Origin of the sequence: Dietzia sp. Alg238-R159, from assembly GCF_900537145.1 — a bacterium.
Classification (GTDB): Bacteria; Actinomycetota; Actinomycetes; order Mycobacteriales; family Mycobacteriaceae; genus Dietzia; species Dietzia kunjamensis.
This window is the reverse complement of record NZ_UNRI01000001.1, coordinates 107,447-125,162: the sequence shown is the minus strand read 5'-3', so window position 1 is coordinate 125,162 and position 17,716 is coordinate 107,447. Positions and strand designations below refer to the sequence as shown.

The following is a 17,716-nucleotide window of genomic DNA, read 5'->3' as shown; positions in this document are numbered from 1 at the left end:
CCCGGGGCATCTCAGGCGAGCGAGCTTCCCAGCAGACCTGCCCGTTCGGACAGTTCCGCGGGGTCACGCGCGGTCACCACCCCGTCCAGGTATCGCGCATACGCGCTCAGTCCGCACGTGGGCCGGTTCCAGTACCTCCGGGCCTCCGGGGTGATCCACGCCATCCGGTGGGCCCGCCTGCTGATGCGGCCCACCAGGTCCTCCCGCGGATCGAGCCCGTTGCTCCGCCCGTCACCCACGATGAGGACCGAGGTCCGGGCGTCGATCAGGTCGCCGTGGCGGTCGAGCAGCTCGGCGAACATCCGGCCGTAGTCGCTGCTCGCCTCGAGATCCAGTCCGGGTGCGGACAGGACGGTCGCCAGCGCGTTCTCGCCGGACGACGACAGGAGGTGGTCCGTCACGTCGACGGGTCGGTCGACAAAGGCGACGACCGAACACCGGTTGACCTTCTGGTGCAGGCTCTGGGCCAGCCGCAGGACGAAGCCGGTGACGGGCCGGACCGAGAGCGACACGTCGACCAGGATCAGCAGCTTGAGCGGACCGGGGACGCGGGTCCGGTTCATGATGGTGAACGCCTCGCCGTCCGTCGCCCACGCCCGACCCAACGTGGAGCGAGAATCGAGCAGTCCGCGGGCGAACGGTCGCGATCGTCGGCGGGGGGCGCCACGGATGCGGCGCATCACCTCGTGGGACGCGCGTTCGAGGTCGGCGCTGTCGGTCACCTCCCGGCCACCCCGGACCTCGTCGTCGTCGACACGTCCGTCGGTGGCGTCCTCCGGGAGGCTCTTCAGGAACGCGAGCACCGCGTCGACGAACATCCCCGCCTGCTCGCCTCTCAGATCCCCGCCGTCGTCACCGTGCGCCGCATACACCTGACGGGCGTCGTAGCCGTCGAGGGTCCGCAGGACGTCGAGCGCGTCCGCCCATTCCAACGACTCCTCACCGGACACCGAGATCGCGGAGGACCCCATCTCGCCGACATGGTCCGATGACGCGCGGTCCACCTCGATCTCGTAGGTGACCGAGGACTGCCACCGCTCCGCCCCCTCCTGGACCGCGAACTCCTCCTCCCCGGTCGCGGTCGAGAAGTCTGAGTCGTCGTAGTGCATGTCCTCGTTCCGCCGGCTCGTCTCGTCTCCCTCGACCAGATCCCCGATCTCGGCCGGGTCCAGGTCCGACGGGGTGGAGGGCGAGGACTCGTCCGTGTCCAGCTCCAGTTCGTCGGGCAGTCCGCCCACCTGCGGGGCGCCGCCGTGGGCCCCTCCGGCGTCCTCGGTACGGGTGGTCAGCACGCCCAGGAAGAAGCGGTCGAACACCGCGTCGAATCCCCGGTTCTCCCGCTGGTACTTGACCGTCACCGCACGGAGCGCCGCCCGCAGGGCCTCGGGCCGGGACGTCCCGACCATCGCGAGGACTGTCCGCAGCTCCACCACCTCGGCCGGGGAGACCGCCACCTCGCGCTCCCTGAGGAGTCGGCCGAACGCCACGGAGGCGATGTCAAGGACATCCGAGGGCGAGAGGCGGGACGCCGTCCCGGTCGTCATCGCCGTCCGGTCCCGCGCCCGGCCCCGCTGCGGGCCCGACCGGCCCCGAACGCGGCGGAGGTCGACGCCCCGGTCGCATCGGCGGCCGCCCTCATGTCCCGCCCGTTCCCTGCCGGCTCCTCTCCGGGGGCGCCCCCACCGCCGAGCACGCCGCGGGCGACATCGTCGTCGGACCGGTACTTCAGAAGGGCGGCGGACAGGACCCAGCCGAGCTCCGGACCGTCTCCTCCCCACACCGACGCGGCGCGGGCCGCGTCCACCACCTCGGAGATCGACGGAGGCTTGCGCAGCGGCATCTCGCGCAGTCGCCGCGCCTTCTCCACCACATCGGCCGCCACGGTCTCCGGAACCTCCGGTGCGCGGGATCGGACGATCTCCGTCTCCCGTGCGGCGTCTGGGAAGTCCACGTGGAAGTGCAGGCACCGGCGCTTGAGGGCACTCGACAGCTCCCGGGTGTCGTTCGAGGTGAGGATCACCCAGGGGGTGGTGCGTGCGCGGTAGGTGCCGAGCTCCGGGATCGTCACCTGTTTCTCCGCGAGCACCTCGAGCAGCATCGCCTCGAGCGACTCCTCCGTCCGGTCGATCTCGTCGATGAGCAGGACCACCGGGTCCTCGGACATGATCGCCTCGAGCAGCGGCCGAGTGACCAGGAAGTCCTCACCGTGGATCCCCACCTCCATCTCCGCCAGCGCGGCAGAGGCGGCGGCGAGATCCTCGTGCACCTGCAGTTCCACCGTGATCCGATCCCGGAGCATCTGGACGTGGAGCAACTGCTTGGCGTAGTCCCACTCGTACAGTGCCCGGGCGTCGTCGAGTCCCTCGTAGCACTGCAGCCGGACTAGCCGCCGACCGAACGCGGAGGCGAGCGACTTGGCCAGCTCGGTCTTGCCCACACCGGCCGGCCCCTCCAGCAGCAGCGGCCTGTCGAGGACCGTCGCCAGGTGCACGACCGTCGCGAGTTCCCGGTCGATGATGTAGCCCGTCCCGCGGAGCGCCTCCTGCAGGACCTCCACGTCGATCACCGCGTCCGCGGGACCCACCTCGTCGGGGCGATCGTCGATGACGTCCATGGTCGGGCCCTTCCCGTGTTCTGGATGGTGGTGTCCCCCCGGGGGGCGCGCGGGACGGATCCGCTCGCCCGCCCCCGGGGAGGACCTGGTGGGGTTAGTGCGACCTGCCGGCGCGAGACGGTCAGTACGAACCGGTCATCGCGTGTTCGACCATCGGGATCAGTGACTCGACCGTGGACTCACGCGGGTTACCCGGGGTGCACGCGTCCCCCATCATGTGTTCGGCGATCCTGCGGATGTTCTCCGCCGAGGTATCGATCCTGTCGCCCTTGCCCTTGTACTTGCCCGTGTCCATCTGGTTCTTCTCGTACAGCCCGGGCGTGATCTGACTGAAGTTGTCGGGGATACCGACGTCCTTGGACAACCGGATGGCGGCCTCCACCGCGGCGTCGGCGGCCTGGACGGTCGTCATGTTGCGGGTGTCCACGCCCATCTGCGGCGCGAGTTCGGCGTAGCGCTGGTAGCGGGACGGCAGGTTGTACTCCCACACCCGGGGCAGGGCGATCGCGTTGTTCAGACCGTGGTGCGTGTCGTAGTAGGCGCTGATCGCGTGGGACATCGAGTGGATCATGCCCAGGCCGCCCGAGTTGAACGCCTGCGTCGCGATGTACTGCGCGTTCATCATCCCGGTCCGCGCCTCGAGGTTGCGGGGGTCGTACACGGCCGTCGTGAGGTTGTCCGCCACGAGTTTGGTCGCGTACAACGCATTGCCCAGCGACGGGGCGAAGTCGAGCCGCGAGACGTACGGCTCCGAACAGTGCGCGAGGACGTCGAAGCCGCAGTAGGCGGTGAAGTGCTGGGGGCAGGAGTAGTAGAGGAGCGGGTCGTCCATCGCCAGCGAGACCAGGCTGGCGTCGTCGAACGCGACCCACTTGTGCGGGTGGTCCATGTCCGAGGTGTCGGTGATCACGTAGGCCCACGAGGTCTCCGCACCGGTCCCCGCAGTGGTGGACACCGCGATGTGCGGCGGGTTCTCGAAGTTGGTGGACTTGGAGAAGCCCTGGAACTCGTTGATGTCGCGGCCGTCGTGGGCGATCACCACGCGCGCGCCCTTGGCGGCGTCGTGGCTGGAGCCACCGCCCACCGAGATGATGCCGTCGCACTTCTCCGAGTTGTAGAGGGCCGCGGCGTCCATGACGTTGTAGTCCTTCGGGTTGGACTCGACCTTGTCGAAGACCACGACGTCGAGCCCCTGATACTCGATCTTGCCCTTGAGCTCCTCGATGATCCCCGACCCGCGTAGTCCGGTGGTCATGATGAGAACCCGGGTCATCCCCAGCTTCTTGGCCTCCACGCCGAGGATGTCGTGTGCTCCGACACCCAGCAGAGCCTTGGGGAGAGGGTGGAACTCCTTGATCGGCATGTCCCAGATCTGATTCAGTTCGATCGCCATCGTGCGCCTCCTGCTCGAGCGACCCCCACCTTCGGCGGGGCGGTGAATGTGACACCGATCACTCTTGCCCGGCGGCCGCCCTGTCCGGAACAGCTACTGCGGTGTTCTGTCCACCCGGCACACACGGACAACCCGGATGGCACCGCCGCACCTACCCGAACGGACGGGCCCGGGCCGATTCGTCCCCGACATTCAGGCCACCGTCGCCGTCGCGATCCCCGCGCCCCTCACGCCCCGAAGCGCTGATCGAGGACGCGACACCGCGCCTCGGCCGCCGCGACGGTGGAGGCGTCCGCGTACCGGGACCGGGCCAGGCTCCGCCACGCGGCGAGGTCCTCCCGCCCGGCGCCGGCGACCCAGGCCCTGAGGACGGGGAGCCGATCAGCGGACAGGACCGCGGCCCGCACCATCGAGTGGAGCTCGAGCCGCAGGTCGGCCACCCCGGGAGCGTCCGAGGCCGGCAGGATAGGTCCCGGATAGGAGGCCACCGCCTTCATCACGTCCCCGGAATCGAGTGCGTCCGTGACCTCTCGGACGTCGGTGACCAGAGCGCCCGGGGCCAGGCGGTAGGGCCTCGAGGCCACCACATCCGGCCCGAACACCCGCCGGAGGCGGGAGACCTCGGCGCGGACGCTGACCTCGTCGAGCCTGTCGTCGGCGAGCAGTTCCGCGAGCGCCCCTCCCGTCAACCCCTCCGGATTCGCGTCGAGCAGGACACAGATCTCGGCATGCCTGCCGGTCAGGGCACGCCCCGCGCCTCCCGGGCCGTCCCCGTCGAGGACGCCGGCCCCCGCACCGAGCACCCGCAGCCTCACACGCCCTCCGAGGGGGTGGTCGACCCCGCCTCGCCGGGGGACGACGAGGCCGGCGGCCGTGCGCAGCTCGCCCTCGGCGAGCATCACCGTCGCCCGTATCAGCGCGAGCATCTGGTCCGAGGTGGCGCTGCTCGGGCCGGTGACGTCGATGAGCCCGATCAGTTCACCCGTGGCGGGGTCGTGGACCGGCGCCGCCGCACAACTCCATTCGTGGGCCATCTCAAGATAGTGCTCGGATCCGCGGACCCGCACCTCGGTGTCGTGCCTCAGCGCGAGCCCCGGCGCGTTGGCCCCGACCGCCTCGTCCGTCCAGACCGCGCCGGGGATGAACGCCATGGACTCCGCGCGGGACCTGACCCCGCGGTCACCGATCACCCGCAGCAGTCGTCCCCGCTCGTCCGCGACAGCGACGATGTGCCCGCTGGAGACCACCCCCGGGACGAGGACGGACTCGACCACCGGGAGGACCGACGCCATCCGGTGCTGCGCCACGTGGCGGGAGAGGTCCGGACCCTCCAGTTCGACCGACGGCGCGACCACCGTGGGGTCGATCCCCCGGTGCCTGCTGCGCTCCCACGACTCGGCCACCAGCAGGCTCGCCGCGGGTCCCGTACCCCCGAACATGACGCTAGTGTAACCCATATCACAGTAACGAGGATCACGAACCTGACGCGCCCCTCATAAACGGATCTAAACAGACCGTGATGAACACGGATGGCGAGCAACCCTCTACACTTGACAGTGATACAGGCCACACATGACCTAAGGATCGCGATGACGACCGAGTTCGCCACCCCTCCCGCCTCGAAGCCCTTCCCCGTTCCGAACCTGGCCAGACTGGTGTTCAAGAACGCGGAGGAGGCCCCGAACGACGTCGCAGTGCTGCGCCGCGTCGGTAGCGACTGGAAAGAGGTCACCTGCGCCCAGTACCTGGAGGAGGTCAAGGGCGTGGCCAAGGGCCTCATCGCCCGCGGCGTCAAGCCGGGGGACCGCCTCGCGATCATGAGCCACACCCGCTACGAGTGGTCGCTGATCGCCTGGGCGGCCTGGTCCGTCGGCGCGGTGACGGTGCCGATCTACGAGACCTCGTCGTCGGCCCAGTGCAACTGGATCCTCACGGACTCCGGGGCGACCGTCGCGGTGGTCGAGGACCTCGACCTGCGTGGGGTGCTCGCCGCGGAGACCGAGTGGCAGGGCGACATCCTCGTCATCGAGAACGATCTCGTCGCCCAGCTCACCGAGGCCGGCGCGGCCGTCTCCGACGAGGAGCTCGAGCAGGCCTCGCTGGCGATGGGCCACGAGGACCCCTGCGCGATCGTCTACACCTCCGGCACGACCGGCAAACCCAAGGGCTGCGAAATCCTGCACGGCGGGTTCGGCGGCGTCGTGGTGGCCGTGGAGGAGCAGCTCCAGGACGCGTTCGTACCCAACAGCCGCACCCTGATCTTCCTGCCGCTGGCCCACGTCCTCGCCCGCATCCTGGAGGTGGCCTGCTTCTACAAGCGCGTGGCCGTGGCGCACGAGCCGGACACCACCAAGGTCATGGAGCGCCTCGGCGAGATCCACCCCACCTTCCTGGTGTCGGTGCCGCGCGTGCTGGAGAAGGTCTACAACTCCGCCGCGGCAAAGGCAGAGAACGCCGGTGGCGCGAAGGCCAAGATCTTCAAGGCCGCCGTCCAGACGGCCATCGACTACTCCAAGGCCCTCGAGAACGGCGGCCGGCCGTCGGCCGCGCTGAAGGTCAAGCAGAAGCTCTACTCGAAGCTCGTCTACTCGAAGCTGCACGACGCACTGGGCGGCGAATGCGACCGCATCATCTCGGGCGGTGGGCCGCTGGGCGCCCGCCTGGGCCATTTCTTCCGCGGCGCCGGGTTCGACCTGCTCGAGGGCTACGGCCTGACCGAGTCCTCGGGCGTCCTCACCGTCAACCCGACCAACCGGGCCAAGATCGGCACCGTCGGCACGCCGATCCCGGGCGTCACAATCCGCATCGCCGAGGACGGCGAGGTCCTGGCCAAGGCCAAGACACTGTTCAAGGGCTACTGGCGAAACCCGGAGGCGAGCGAGGCCGCGTGGACCGGCGAGTGGTACCACACCGGTGACATCGGCGAGCTCGACTCCGACGGCTACCTGTCCATCACGGGTCGCAAGAAGGACCTCATCGTCACCGCCGGCGGGAAGAACGTCTCGCCGTCACAGCTCGAGGACCTGCTCACCTCCGACCCGCTGATCAGCCAGGCCGTCGTGGTGGGCGACAACCGCAGCTACATCGCGGCGCTCGTCACGATCGACCCGGAGACGTTCCCGGCGTGGCGGGACAGACACGGCAAGACCGGCGAGGTCTCGGACCTGCTGCAGGACGGCGACCTGGTCGGCGCGGTCCAGGACGCGGTGGACCGGGCCAACAAGTCGGTCTCCCGCGCGGAATCCATCCGCAAGTTCAAGATCCTCGCGGCCGAGTTCTCCGTCGAGTCCGGCGAACTCACTCCCACCCTCAAGCTCAAGCGCAACGTCGTGCACGACCGGTTCGACAGCGAGATCGAGTCGCTGTACACCGGCGCCTAATCCGCCGATCGTGGGAGCGCCCGGGCCCGGACGGGTTCCGGGCGCTCCCACATCCGCCCGATCAGACGTACATGCCCTCGATCTGCTCGGCGTAGTGCTGCTCGACCACGTGCCGCTTGACCTTGAGGGTCGCCGTCAACTCGCCCGAGTCCTCAGTGAAGTCGCGGGGCAGTACGACGAACTTCTTGACGCCCTCGGCGTGTGAGACCTGCCGATTGGCATCGTCCACGGCGGCCTGGATCTCGGCGCGCAGCGCGGGGTCGGTGACCAGGTCCTCGACCGGCCGGCCGCTGCGATCGTTCTCCGCCGCCCAGTTCTCGAGCTCGACCTCATCCACCGTGATCAGCGCGGAGACGAACTTACGGGCCTCACCGATGAGGACCGCGTGGCCGACGAGTCGATGCGCCCGGATCGCGTCCTCGATCTGCCCCGGCGAGACGTTCTTGCCGCCGGCGGTGACGATGATCTCCTTGGCGCGACCGGTGATCGTCAGGTATCCGTCCGCGTCGAGCGAACCGAGGTCACCGGTGGCGAACCAGCCGTCGCGGACGGCCTCGGCGGTGGCCTCCTCGTTGTTCCAGTAGCGGTCGAAGATCAGCTCGCCGGCCAGTTCCACCTCACCGCTGTCGGCGATCCGGACGCTCGTCCCGGCCACGGGTCGCCCGACGGTGCCGATGCGCTGGCAGCCGGGACCGTTCACGGTGGCGGCGGCGGTGCTCTCGGTGAGCCCGTAGCCCTCGTAGACGGGCACGCCGACTCCGCGGAAGAAGTGCGAGATGCGGTCGGGCAGGGCGCCGCCGCCGGAGATGGCGTACTCGCACCGGCCGCCGAGCGCCTCGCGGATGGCCTTGTAGACGAGCAGGTCGAGCGCCTTGTACCGGGCGGCGTGCAGGAGCGAGGGCCGGCGCGCGTCGTCCAGTCCGTCGTTGCCGCGCAGACGGCTGTCCTCGATGGCGACCGCTTCGGCGCGCTCGAAGATCCCCCTCTGCACCGCGCCCTTGGCGGCGGCCTTCGTGGCGATCCCGTCGCGCACCTTCTCGAAGACGCGGGGGACCCCGAGAATCATGTGCGGCCGGAAATCGGCGAAGCGCGGGAGGATGGTGGAGGTGTCGTCCCAGAAGCCGACGGTCGCGTCACCGAGGTAGACCGTGTAGGTCACGGCGCGGGCGAGCACGTGGGCCAGTGGCAGGAACATCAGGACCTTCTTGCCCTGCTGCGCCATCGACCCGATGGGGTGGTCGAGCAGCGCGTGACACTCCGACAGGAGGTTGCGGTGGGTGATCACGCAACCTTTGGGCCGTCCGGTGGTGCCGGAGGTGTAGATGATCGAGGCGGGGGTGTCGAGCTCGAGAGTGGCCACCGCGGCGTCCAGGGTCTCGGCCTCGACGGACTCGCCGTCGGCCTCGAGGGCCTCGAGCCCGCCGTCGTCGAGGTAGAGGATCCGGGTGCAGGTGTCGGGGACGGTCGTGTCTCCGACGACGACGACGTGTTCATCGTTCTCGGCCACGAGAACCTTCGCCGCGGAGTCGGCGAGAATCCATTCGAGTTGCCCCGCCGAGGATGACGGGTAGATCGGCACGGTGATGGCTCCGGCGGTCCAGACGGCGAGATCGACCAGCACCCATTCGAGGCGGGTTCCGGCCATGAGCGCCACCCTGTCCCCGGGCTCGACGCCGGCCGCGATGAGTCCGGCCGCGATCCTGTCCACGCGCTCGACGAGTTCGGCGTTGGAGACGGATCGCCACCGGCCGTCGACGTGATGGTCGAACGGGACCGCCCGCGGCGCCGTGGCGGCGCGCCCTCGCGCCACCACCGGGATCAGGTCGGAACGTATGAAGTTTCGCTGGGCGGGGACGGTGATCTCGCGCATGCCGGAGGCGGCCTTTCGGGCGACGATGAAAATGGAGCGCAGTCGATTATCGGCCCGCCGGGCGCTCGTGGCAATCAGGGGACCATTCCCTGGCCACACCCTCGTGCCCTGTCGTCCCATCACGTACACTCACGGATAGACAGACCTGTTCATTCTTCAGAACGGAACCCCCACATGGCGCAGATCTACTCCGACATCAGCGAGACCATCGGCAAGACCCCGCTGGTCCGCCTCAACTCCCTGACCGAGGGACTGCAGGCCACCGTCCTGGCCAAGCTCGAGTCCGCGAACCCGGCCGCCAGCGTCAAGGACCGCATCGGCGCCGCCATCATCGACGACGCGGTGGCGTCGGGCGGCCTCAAGCCGGGTGGCACCATCGTCGAGGGCACCTCGGGCAACACCGGTATCGCGCTGTCCATGGTCGCCGCGGCCCGTGGATTCAAGGCCGTGATCGTCATGCCCGACACCATGTCGGTCGAGCGCCGTGCCGTCATGCGCGCCTACGGCGCCGAGCTCATCCTCACCCCCGGCTCCGAGGGGATGAAGGGCGCGGTCGCCAAGGCCGAGGAGGTCGCGGCGACCCGCGAGAACGCGGTCCTGGCCCGGCAGTTCGCCAACCCCGCGAACCCGGACGTCCATCGCCGCACCACCGGCCCGGAGGTCTGGGAGGACACGGCCGGGGAGGTCGACGTCTTCGTGGCCGGCATCGGCACCGGTGGCACCATCTCCGGCGCCGGCGGCTACCTGCGCGAGCAGAAGTCCGACATCCAGATCGTGGCCGTGGAGCCCAAGGACTCCCCGCTGCTGACCGAGGGCAAGGCCGGTCCGCACAAGATCCAGGGCCTGGGCGCCAACTTCGTGCCCGAGATCCTGAACCGTGAGATCTACGACGAGGTCGTCGATGTAACCCTCGAGGATTCGCTGGAGATCGCCAAGCGTCTCGGCAAGGAGGAGGGCATCCTCGCCGGTATCTCGTCCGGTGCCAACGTGTGGGCCGCGCTCGAGCTCGCGAAGCGTCCCGAGAACGCGGGCAAGACCATCGTCGTCATCGTGTGCGACTACGGCGAGCGCTACGTCTCCACGATGCTGTTCGAGGACTACCGCGACTGATGTCGGGAATCTCCGACCGCCCGGTGGGGTTCTGGCGCACCCTGCGCGAGGACCTCGCCGCGGCGCGCGCCCACGACCCGGCCGCCCGCGGTGACGTCGAGAACGCCGTCGTCTACTCCGGCCTGCATGCGATCTGGATCCACCGCCTGTCCCACCGACTCTGGAACGCGGGGGGGTTCGGTCGGACCGCCGGGCGCGTCCTGTCCCAGTTCTCACGGTTCCTCACGGGGATCGAGATCCATCCCGGCGCCACCATCGGCCGACGGTTCTTCATCGACCACGGGATGGGCGTCGTCATCGGTGAGACAGCGGAGATCGGCGACGACTGCATGCTCTACCACAGCGTCACCCTGGGCGGGGTCTCGCTTAAGCAGACCAAGCGTCATCCCACGCTCGGCGACCGTGTGACCGTGGGCGCCGGCGCGAAGATCCTGGGTCCCGTCGAGATCGGCGACGACTCCTCGGTCGGCGCCAACGCCGTCGTCGTCAAGAGCGCCCCCGCCGACTCGATCGTCGTGGGCATCCCGGGCGAGGCACGGCCTGCCAGGTCCACCAAGGAGGAACTGCGCGACGCGCAGTTCTACATCGATCCGGCCATCTACATCTGAGGCGGATCCCATCGAGAAGACCGTTCCGCACGCATCGCCCGAGTGACGGCGTGCGGAACGGTCTTCTCGTTGACGGACTAGGCTCTCCGGCTGTGCGGACGCTTCCCACCACCTACTGGCTGCGCGCCCCGCTGGCGCTGCTGGCCCTCGCCTCGGTCGTCATGGTCCTGCGGGCGCCCGACGAGCGGACCCCGTGGTGGGGCATCACCGGGAACTTCCTCGACGTCAACGTCTACCGCTGGGGCGGCAGCGCCGTCCTGAACTCGATCCCGTTGTACGACGGACTGCTGACGGGTGACGACTCCGGGCGCTTCTACCCGGAGATGCCGTTCACCTACCCGCCGTTCTCCGCACTGCTGTTCACCCCTCTGGACCTGGTGACCCCGCGGCTCATGGAGGCGGCGTGGCTCGCGCTGACCCTCGCTCTGCTCTACCTCGCGGTCCGGATGTGCCTGCGCGCACTGGACTACCGCCCGGACCGGGTCACCGCCCAGGTCTCGCTGAGTCTCGCGCTGATCGCCCTGTCCACCGAGCCGGTGCGGACCACCGCGTGGTTGGGCCAGATCAACATCGTGCTGCTGGTGGCGGTGCTGGCCGATCACCTCGCCTGGAGGTCGGGCCGCCGGTGGGCGGGGATCGGTTCGGGTCTGGCCGCGGGCATCAAACTCACCCCGGCGTTCTTCTGGGCGCACTGGGTCCTCACCGGACGCTGGCGCATGGCGGTCGTCTCCGGGGCGGCGTTCGCAGGCACCGTCGCCCTCGGCTTCGTGCTGATCCCCCGCGACGCCGCGGACTACTGGTCGGGGACCCTGTTCGAATCCCAGCGGATCGGGCACGACGCCATGTTGGCCAACCAGTCCCTGCGGGGTGCCATGGCCCGTCTCGCCGGCACGGAGATGGCGCCCACCTGGGCGTGGCTGCTCGGGGCCGCGGTGGTGGCGGCCGTCGGCCTGGGCGTCGCCGCGCTGGCCCATCGCGCCGGGCACCAGCTCCTCGCCCTGACGTTGGCCGGACTGACGATGACCATGGTCTCGCCGTTCTCCTGGGGCCACCACTGGGTGTGGTTTGTCCCGCTACTCGTGCTGACCGTGCACTACGCGATCGCCGCCCGGCGCTGGTATCTCTGGCTGCTGCCGGCGCTGCTCTGGGCGGCCACCGCGAACTGGGTGCAGAGCTTCCCCGACCCGAACTTCCCGGACGACCGCTGGGTGGCGATGGGCCTGTTCATGCTCGGCGGCGACATCCCGCCGGTCATCTACACCGTGATCACCAACGCCTACCCGCTGACCTGGTTGGCCGCGGTGGGGCTCGCCGCCCTCCTGCTCCTACGCGCCGGCCCGGACGGCGCTAGGCTGCGCGACTATGGGACGGCGGACGACTCGTCACCCGGCGCGCAGGATTCTCGCCGCGGGTGACGTCAGGCGAGAGGTGGCGACGCTCGCCGTCGAGGAACCACTCGAGATCAGGGTCGGCGGCCAGCCGTTCGTCGTGACCATGCGGACGCCGGGCGACGACATGGACCTGGCGGCGGGCCACCTGGTCTCCGAGGGCGCCGTCTGGAACCGCGAGCACCTGCCCGAGATCTGCTACTGCACCACCGTCAGTGGCCGGACGGAACAGGACTACAACACCCTCACCGTGACCCTGTCACCGGACATCCCGGAGCCCCGCTCCGCGCGGGCGTCCACCATGAGCAGCGCCTGCGGCGTGTGCGGCGTTGACTCGATCGACGAGGTCCGGCGCTCGACCCACTTCCCGGCCGAGCCGGCGGAGCCGCTCATCGATCCCGCGGTCCTGCTGTCCCTGCCCGACCGGCTCCGCGAGCACCAGCGGGTCTTCGACAAGACGGGGGGCGTCCACGCGGCGGGGCTGTTCTCCCCCACCGGCGAACTGCTGTGCCTGCGTGAGGACGTGGGGCGACACAACGCGGTGGACAAGGTGGTCGGCTGGGCGTTGCGCGAGGGGCGATTGCCGCTGCGCGGGGCCATCCTGCAGGTCTCCGGCCGGGCCTCGTTCGAGCTCGTGCAGAAGGCGTCGATGGCGGGGATCTCGCTCCTGTCCGCGGTGAGCGCGCCGTCATCGCTGGCGGTGGACCTCGCCGCGGGAACCGGCGTGACCCTGGCCGCCTTCAGCCGGGTCGACCGCGCCACCATCTACACCCACCCCGAACGCATCCGCGATTGACTCACCCCAACCCTGGCGAACTAGATACCCCCCAGCGTATCTTTCAGGCATGGTTTCCACGACTGACATAGACACCTTCGCCTCCCACCACCAGGAGGGCGCCCCGCTCATCGATGTCCGCGAGCCCCACGAGTACATCGCGGGCCACGTCCCCGGCGCGCGCCTGATCCCCCTGGGCGACGTCGCTTCCGCCCCGGATGTCGCGCCCGAGGGGACCACCGTCTTCGTGATCTGCGCGTCCGGCAATCGCAGCAAGTCCGCCTGCCGGGCGCTGGAGGCCCGGGGCATTCCGGCCGTCAGCGTCGACGGAGGGACCAGGGCCTGGGCCGCGAGCGGACGACCCGTGGTCACCGGTCCGGACGCGTCGTGACCCCCTGCGATCCGGCCACCGGGTAGCCACTCGTTCCACCGGCCGCGCCGACCGGGGCGGGATCGGCGCCGGGGTCGGGGTCGCCGGGGGCGTCAGTGTCGGTGTCGGTGTCCCCGAGGGCGACGTACCCGCGACCGGGCGCGACGAACAACAGCAGGACCGCCGCGCCCGCGGCCACCATCCCCAGGGTGAGGAGCGCCGACGAGATGCCGTCCGCGAAGATCCCGACGGCCGCGTCGACGACGGCCTGCCCCGCCGGCCCGGCCGCGGCGCCGAATTCGCGGGCGCCGGCGAAGGAACTTTCGACCGCCTGCCGGCCGGCCTCGGGGACGCCGGGCAGGACGTCGACGATCCCCGCGGCGTAGCGCCCGGCCAGGATGCTGCCCGACAGCGCGATGCCGATCGCGGCGCCGACCTCACGCATCGCGTCGTTGACGGCGGCGGCCACGCCCTGCTCGTCGGACGGGACGTCCGAGACGATCGCCGACGTCGCCGGTGCCGTCGACAGCCCGAGCCCGATACTCGAGACGAGCATGGGCCAGAGGATGTCCCAGTACCCGGAGTCCACGGACAGCCGGGAGAGGAAGACCATCCCGGCCGCGATGGCCCCCACGCCCACCACGGACACCGCCCGCAGCCCCACGGCCGCGGTGATGCGCGGGGACAGCAGCGAGAAGACCATGACCGGCACGACCATCGGAGCCAGGGCCAGCGAGGCGGACAGGGCGTCGTAGTCCTTGACCAGCTGGAGGAACTGCACGATGAGCAGGAAGAACCCGAAGATGGTGAGGAACTGCAGCGCCACCGACACCGAGCCGGTGGTGAACCCGCGTCGGCGGAAGTAACGCACGTCGAGCAGGGGGTCCGCGACGCACAGCTCGACCAGGACGAAGGCCACGACGCTCACCGCCGCAACGAGGAGCGCCACGATCACCAGCGGCTCGGAGTAGCTGGTGTGCGCGCCCTCGATGAGTCCGAAGACCACCCCGCCCACCGCGAGGGCGGAGAAGACCGCCCCGAAGACGTCCGGCCTGCCGACGCGGGAGGCCACGGACTCGCCGATGGTGAAGGCGGCGACCAGGACGACCAGGCCGATGACGGCGTACACGCCGAAGATCGCCTTCCAGGTCCACACCTTGAGCATGAGCCCGGATCCGAGCAGGCCGATGATGCCGCCGACCCCGGCGAAGCCGGCCCACATGCCCACGGCCGCACCCCGGCGATCCGGCGGGAAGCTTGCCGTGAGCAGGGACAACGTGGAGGGCATGACGAAGGCGGCGCCGACACCGGCCACCGCACGGAGCATGATCACCCACAGCGGCGAGTCCAACCACAGGGGCAGCGCCGAGGAGACGGTGAACAGCGCCAGGCCCACGATGAGCGTGGCCCGGCGGCCGAAGCGGTCCCCCAGCGCACCGGCGGTGAGGACGAGCGCCGCCAGTGCCAGCGTGTAGGAGTCGACGATCCACGTCAGCTCGGCCTGGGTGGCACCGATGTCCACGGCGATGTCCGGCAGGGACGTGTACAGGGCGGACATCGTGGCCACCACCAGGGACACGGCCACGAGGTTGACGACCAGCAGCCACCGCCGCCGACCCGCACTCATCTCCAACATATCTGCCTCCGCTCCACGGAAACGATACCGTCGGTATCGCATGGTGCGCCCACCCTAGCGCACCGGACAGGCCACAATGGAGGCCATGTCGACCCCGGATCCGCGGCGCGCCCGCTCGCAGGGCAAGTTGCTCGACGCGGCGGCGTCGCTGTTGCTGTCCGGCGGCGCGGCGGCCGTGACCGTCGACGCGGTGACCCGGCTGTCGGGGGTCGCCCGCACCACCCTGTACCGCAACTTCCCGTCGACGGACTCGCTCATCGCCGCGGCGTTCCGGCGACTGCTGCCCACCCCGACACGCCCCCCGGCCGACCTGCCCGTCCGGGAGCAGCTCGTGCACCTGGCCGCCTCGATGACGCAGCTCATCCAGGACGCGCCGCTCCAGCAGTCGATGTTGGGGTGGCTGGCGATGGGCCGCGACGCCGGTGACGACGACGAGGTGGGCAGGCTCCGCCGCAGCGTGGTCGAGTCCTATACCGAGCCTCTGCACGCCGTCCTCTCCGATGCGGAGGAATCCGGAGCCCTCATCCCCGGCGACCGCGATCTGGCCGTGGCGCAGCTGGCCGGCCCCGTCGTCCTGGCCCGGATGATCGGCCTGCGCCCGTACACCGATCAGGACGTGGAGCGACTCGTCGACGACTTCCTCCGCGGCCGCCTGGCCGAGGACGCCGGATGACGGACGGCGGCACCTCGGACAGTGCTACCGCGGTCGCCGTCGGCGCGATCGTCCTCACCGGGGGTCGCGCGAGTCGCCTCGGCGGGGTCGACAAGGCGCGACTGGCGGTGGCGGGTCGGCCGATGGTCGAGGCGGTGCTCGGCGCCGCCCGGGCGGTGGCGGGCCCCGTCCGCACCGTGGGCCCCGGGGGCGACACCCGCGAGGATCCGCCCCACTCGGGACCCGTCGCCGGGATCGCCGCGGGACTGCGGGCGCTCCCGCCGTCGGTCGACCTCGTCGTCGTCGTCGCCTGTGACCTGCCGGACCTCGACGCCGCCACCCTCCGCGCCCTCCTCGCCGCGCTCCGGCCCGCCGCCACCACCCACGCCCCCGGCGCGGCACTCGCCGTCGACGTCGCCGGGCACGACCAGTATCTCCTCGCCGTGTGGGACCGCCGCGCCCTCGCCGCGCGCCTGGCCGCCCTGGAGGCCTCCGGCGGCGTGAGCGGGCGACCGGTACGGGCCCTGTACGACGACGAGGAGGTCGTCCGCGTCCCCGTCGGCGACCCCGCACGCGACGTGGACACGTGGGCCGACCTGGCCGGACACGGACCGGTCGCGCTCCCACACGTGGGGGCCGTCCTGCGCGCCGGGCTGACCCCGCTGCCGGCGGACGTGCGCCCGCCCCTGGCAGCCGTCGGCGCGGTACTCACCTCACCGCTGGTCGCCGAGGACCCGATGCCGCGGGGGCCGGTGTCGGCGATGGACGGTTACGCGCTGGCCGGGCCCGGCCCGTGGCGACTGTCCGGTACCGCCCGCCGCGCCGGGGACGGTTCGTCGGCGAGGCTGACCCACGGCACCGCGGTGCCCATCGCGACCGGCGCCCTCGCCCCCGCCGACTGCGACCGCGTACTGCGGCACGAACTGGTGACGGTGACCCCGGCCCCCTCCGGCCCCCCGGTGGTCGCCGCCCTGCCGGGGGGCGACGGGGTGAACGACCTCCGCCCCGTCGGCGAGGACTGGCCGGTCGGTCACGAACTGGCCCCGGCGGGCGTCGAGCTCGACGCCGCACTGGCGTCCGCGGCCCTGTCCGCGGGGGTGACGGGGGTCCCGGTCCGGGGGCCGGTGCGCGCGACGCTGGTCACCACCGGTGACGAGGTCCTGCCCGCCGACACGCCGTCGCCGCTGCCGCCGGGTCGGATCCGCGACACGGTCGGCCCGCTGCTCGGCGGGGTCCTGGCGCGGGCGGGGTTCGTCGGCGTCGGCCCGCCCGGGCACTGCGCGGACACCCCGGACGCGCTCGACGCGCTGCTCGACGCCGGCTCCGGCTCCGTCGACGCGACGACCGGCGACGTGGTGGTGCTGGTGGGGGCCACCGGCCGCGGGGTGGCCGATCTCCTCCGCCCGGCCCTGGCGCGCACGGGCGCGCGGATCGTCCTCGACGGGGTCCGTGTCCGCCCGGGAGGGTCGCAACTCGTGGCCGTCCTCGCCGACGGGCGCATCCTGCTGGGGCTGCCCGGCAACCCGCTGGCGGCGGTGTCCGCGGCGGCGACCACGGGCCGGGCGCTGGTCGACGCCCTCACCGGCCGCCAGCGCACACCCGTTTCGAGGCGCGTCCACGGACTGGCCGACCTGGCCACCCCGGGCCGCTCGCGGATCCTGCCCGCCCGACCGGACGGCGCCGGCGGCTGGCACCTTGCCGACCGCGTGCGCACCGCGCACCTGGCGGATCTGGCGGGCGCGCCCGCCCTGGCCGTGGTGCCCGAGGGCGGGGGCCCCGACGCCGACGCCGGGGCCGACGACCTCGTGGAGATCATCGACTGGATCTGACCGGCCCGCGGCGGGGCGTTCCCGCAGGTCGGAGGGCGGCCCCAAATGACCAGTTCAGAAGGTATTTGAGATCACCGGCATCAAATGCGCC

Annotated in this window: 14 protein-coding genes; 8 read left to right on the top strand and 6 right to left on the bottom strand. The window is 70.9% G+C overall.

Annotation, left to right across the window (positions count from 1 at the left end; all coding sequences use genetic code 11):
* Nucleotides 1–11: 11 nt before the first annotated feature.
* The 4 genes from G6R20_RS00565 to G6R20_RS00550 form a co-directional block, all read right to left on the bottom strand.
* The gene (locus G6R20_RS00565) at nt 12–1,544 is read right to left on the bottom strand and encodes a VWA domain-containing protein (protein WP_163375284.1); all 1,533 of its coding nucleotides are present in this window, start codon (nt 1,542–1,544) and stop codon (nt 12–14) included.
* Complete coding sequence (locus tag G6R20_RS00560; protein ID WP_067714965.1) at nt 1,541–2,614, bottom strand: MoxR family ATPase; 1,074 nt, start codon at nt 2,612–2,614, stop codon at nt 1,541–1,543. Before G6R20_RS00560 ends, G6R20_RS00565 begins: the two co-directional genes overlap by 4 nt.
* 121 nt (nt 2,615–2,735) lie before the next feature.
* On the bottom strand, nt 2,736–4,007 hold the full coding sequence (gene mdo / locus G6R20_RS00555) for an NDMA-dependent methanol dehydrogenase (RefSeq protein ID WP_067714967.1): 1,272 nt from the start codon (nt 4,005–4,007) through the stop codon (nt 2,736–2,738).
* Nucleotides 4,008–4,234: 227 nt separating this feature from the next.
* On the bottom strand, nt 4,235–5,446 hold the full coding sequence (locus G6R20_RS00550; protein ID WP_082923828.1) for a GAF domain-containing protein: 1,212 nt from the start codon (nt 5,444–5,446) through the stop codon (nt 4,235–4,237).
* A gap of 150 nt (nt 5,447–5,596) precedes the next feature.
* Between G6R20_RS00550 and G6R20_RS00545 the strand changes: the two genes are divergently transcribed.
* On the top strand, nt 5,597–7,387 hold the full coding sequence (locus tag G6R20_RS00545; protein WP_163375282.1) for a long-chain fatty acid--CoA ligase: 1,791 nt from the start codon (nt 5,597–5,599) through the stop codon (nt 7,385–7,387).
* A 61-nt stretch (nt 7,388–7,448) separates the two neighbouring features.
* Here the strand turns inward: G6R20_RS00545 and G6R20_RS00540 are convergent, their stop codons facing one another.
* On the bottom strand, nt 7,449–9,257 hold the full coding sequence (locus tag G6R20_RS00540) for a long-chain fatty acid--CoA ligase (RefSeq protein WP_069390383.1): 1,809 nt from the start codon (nt 9,255–9,257) through the stop codon (nt 7,449–7,451).
* Between the two features lie 174 nt (nt 9,258–9,431).
* Here G6R20_RS00540 and cysK point away from each other — a divergent pair, with 174 nt between their 5' ends.
* From cysK to G6R20_RS00515, 5 genes are all read left to right on the top strand, one after another.
* Nucleotides 9,432–10,367 carry a cysteine synthase A gene (cysK, locus tag G6R20_RS00535; protein ID WP_163375280.1) on the top strand — a complete coding sequence of 312 codons (936 nt, stop codon included), beginning with the start codon at nt 9,432–9,434 and terminating at the stop codon, nt 10,365–10,367.
* Nucleotides 10,367–10,975: a serine O-acetyltransferase EpsC gene (gene epsC / locus G6R20_RS00530; protein ID WP_205475691.1), complete on the top strand. Its 609-nt coding sequence runs from the start codon at nt 10,367–10,369 to the stop codon at nt 10,973–10,975. The genes cysK and epsC overlap by 1 nt, the downstream gene beginning before the upstream one ends.
* Nucleotides 10,976–11,067: 92 nt before the next feature.
* The gene (locus G6R20_RS00525) at nt 11,068–12,390 is read left to right on the top strand and encodes a glycosyltransferase 87 family protein (protein WP_163375278.1); all 1,323 of its coding nucleotides are present in this window, start codon (nt 11,068–11,070) and stop codon (nt 12,388–12,390) included.
* On the top strand, nt 12,338–13,159 hold the full coding sequence (gene fdhD, locus G6R20_RS00520; protein WP_083249846.1) for a formate dehydrogenase accessory sulfurtransferase FdhD: 822 nt from the start codon (nt 12,338–12,340) through the stop codon (nt 13,157–13,159). The genes G6R20_RS00525 and fdhD overlap by 53 nt, the downstream gene beginning before the upstream one ends.
* Nucleotides 13,160–13,208: 49 nt before the next feature.
* The gene (locus G6R20_RS00515; protein ID WP_069390379.1) at nt 13,209–13,529 is read left to right on the top strand and encodes a rhodanese-like domain-containing protein; all 321 of its coding nucleotides are present in this window, start codon (nt 13,209–13,211) and stop codon (nt 13,527–13,529) included.
* On the opposite strand, the gene G6R20_RS00510 is transcribed toward G6R20_RS00515, so the two are convergent.
* Nucleotides 13,507–15,144, bottom strand: coding sequence for an MFS transporter (locus tag G6R20_RS00510; protein WP_163375276.1), 1,638 nt, complete (start codon nt 15,142–15,144; stop codon nt 13,507–13,509). The two genes, G6R20_RS00515 and G6R20_RS00510, sit on opposite strands and share 23 nt — an antisense overlap.
* Nucleotides 15,145–15,229: 85 nt before the next feature.
* Here G6R20_RS00510 and G6R20_RS00505 point away from each other — a divergent pair, with 85 nt between their 5' ends.
* Together G6R20_RS00505 and G6R20_RS00500 are read left to right on the top strand one after the other, a co-directional pair.
* The gene (locus tag G6R20_RS00505) at nt 15,230–15,817 is read left to right on the top strand and encodes a TetR/AcrR family transcriptional regulator (RefSeq protein WP_172812124.1); all 588 of its coding nucleotides are present in this window, start codon (nt 15,230–15,232) and stop codon (nt 15,815–15,817) included.
* Nucleotides 15,814–17,625, top strand: a complete 1,812-nt coding sequence (locus G6R20_RS00500; RefSeq protein ID WP_067714994.1) for an NTP transferase domain-containing protein — start codon at nt 15,814–15,816, stop codon at nt 17,623–17,625. The genes G6R20_RS00505 and G6R20_RS00500 overlap by 4 nt, the downstream gene beginning before the upstream one ends.
* Nucleotides 17,626–17,716 lie beyond the last annotated feature (91 nt).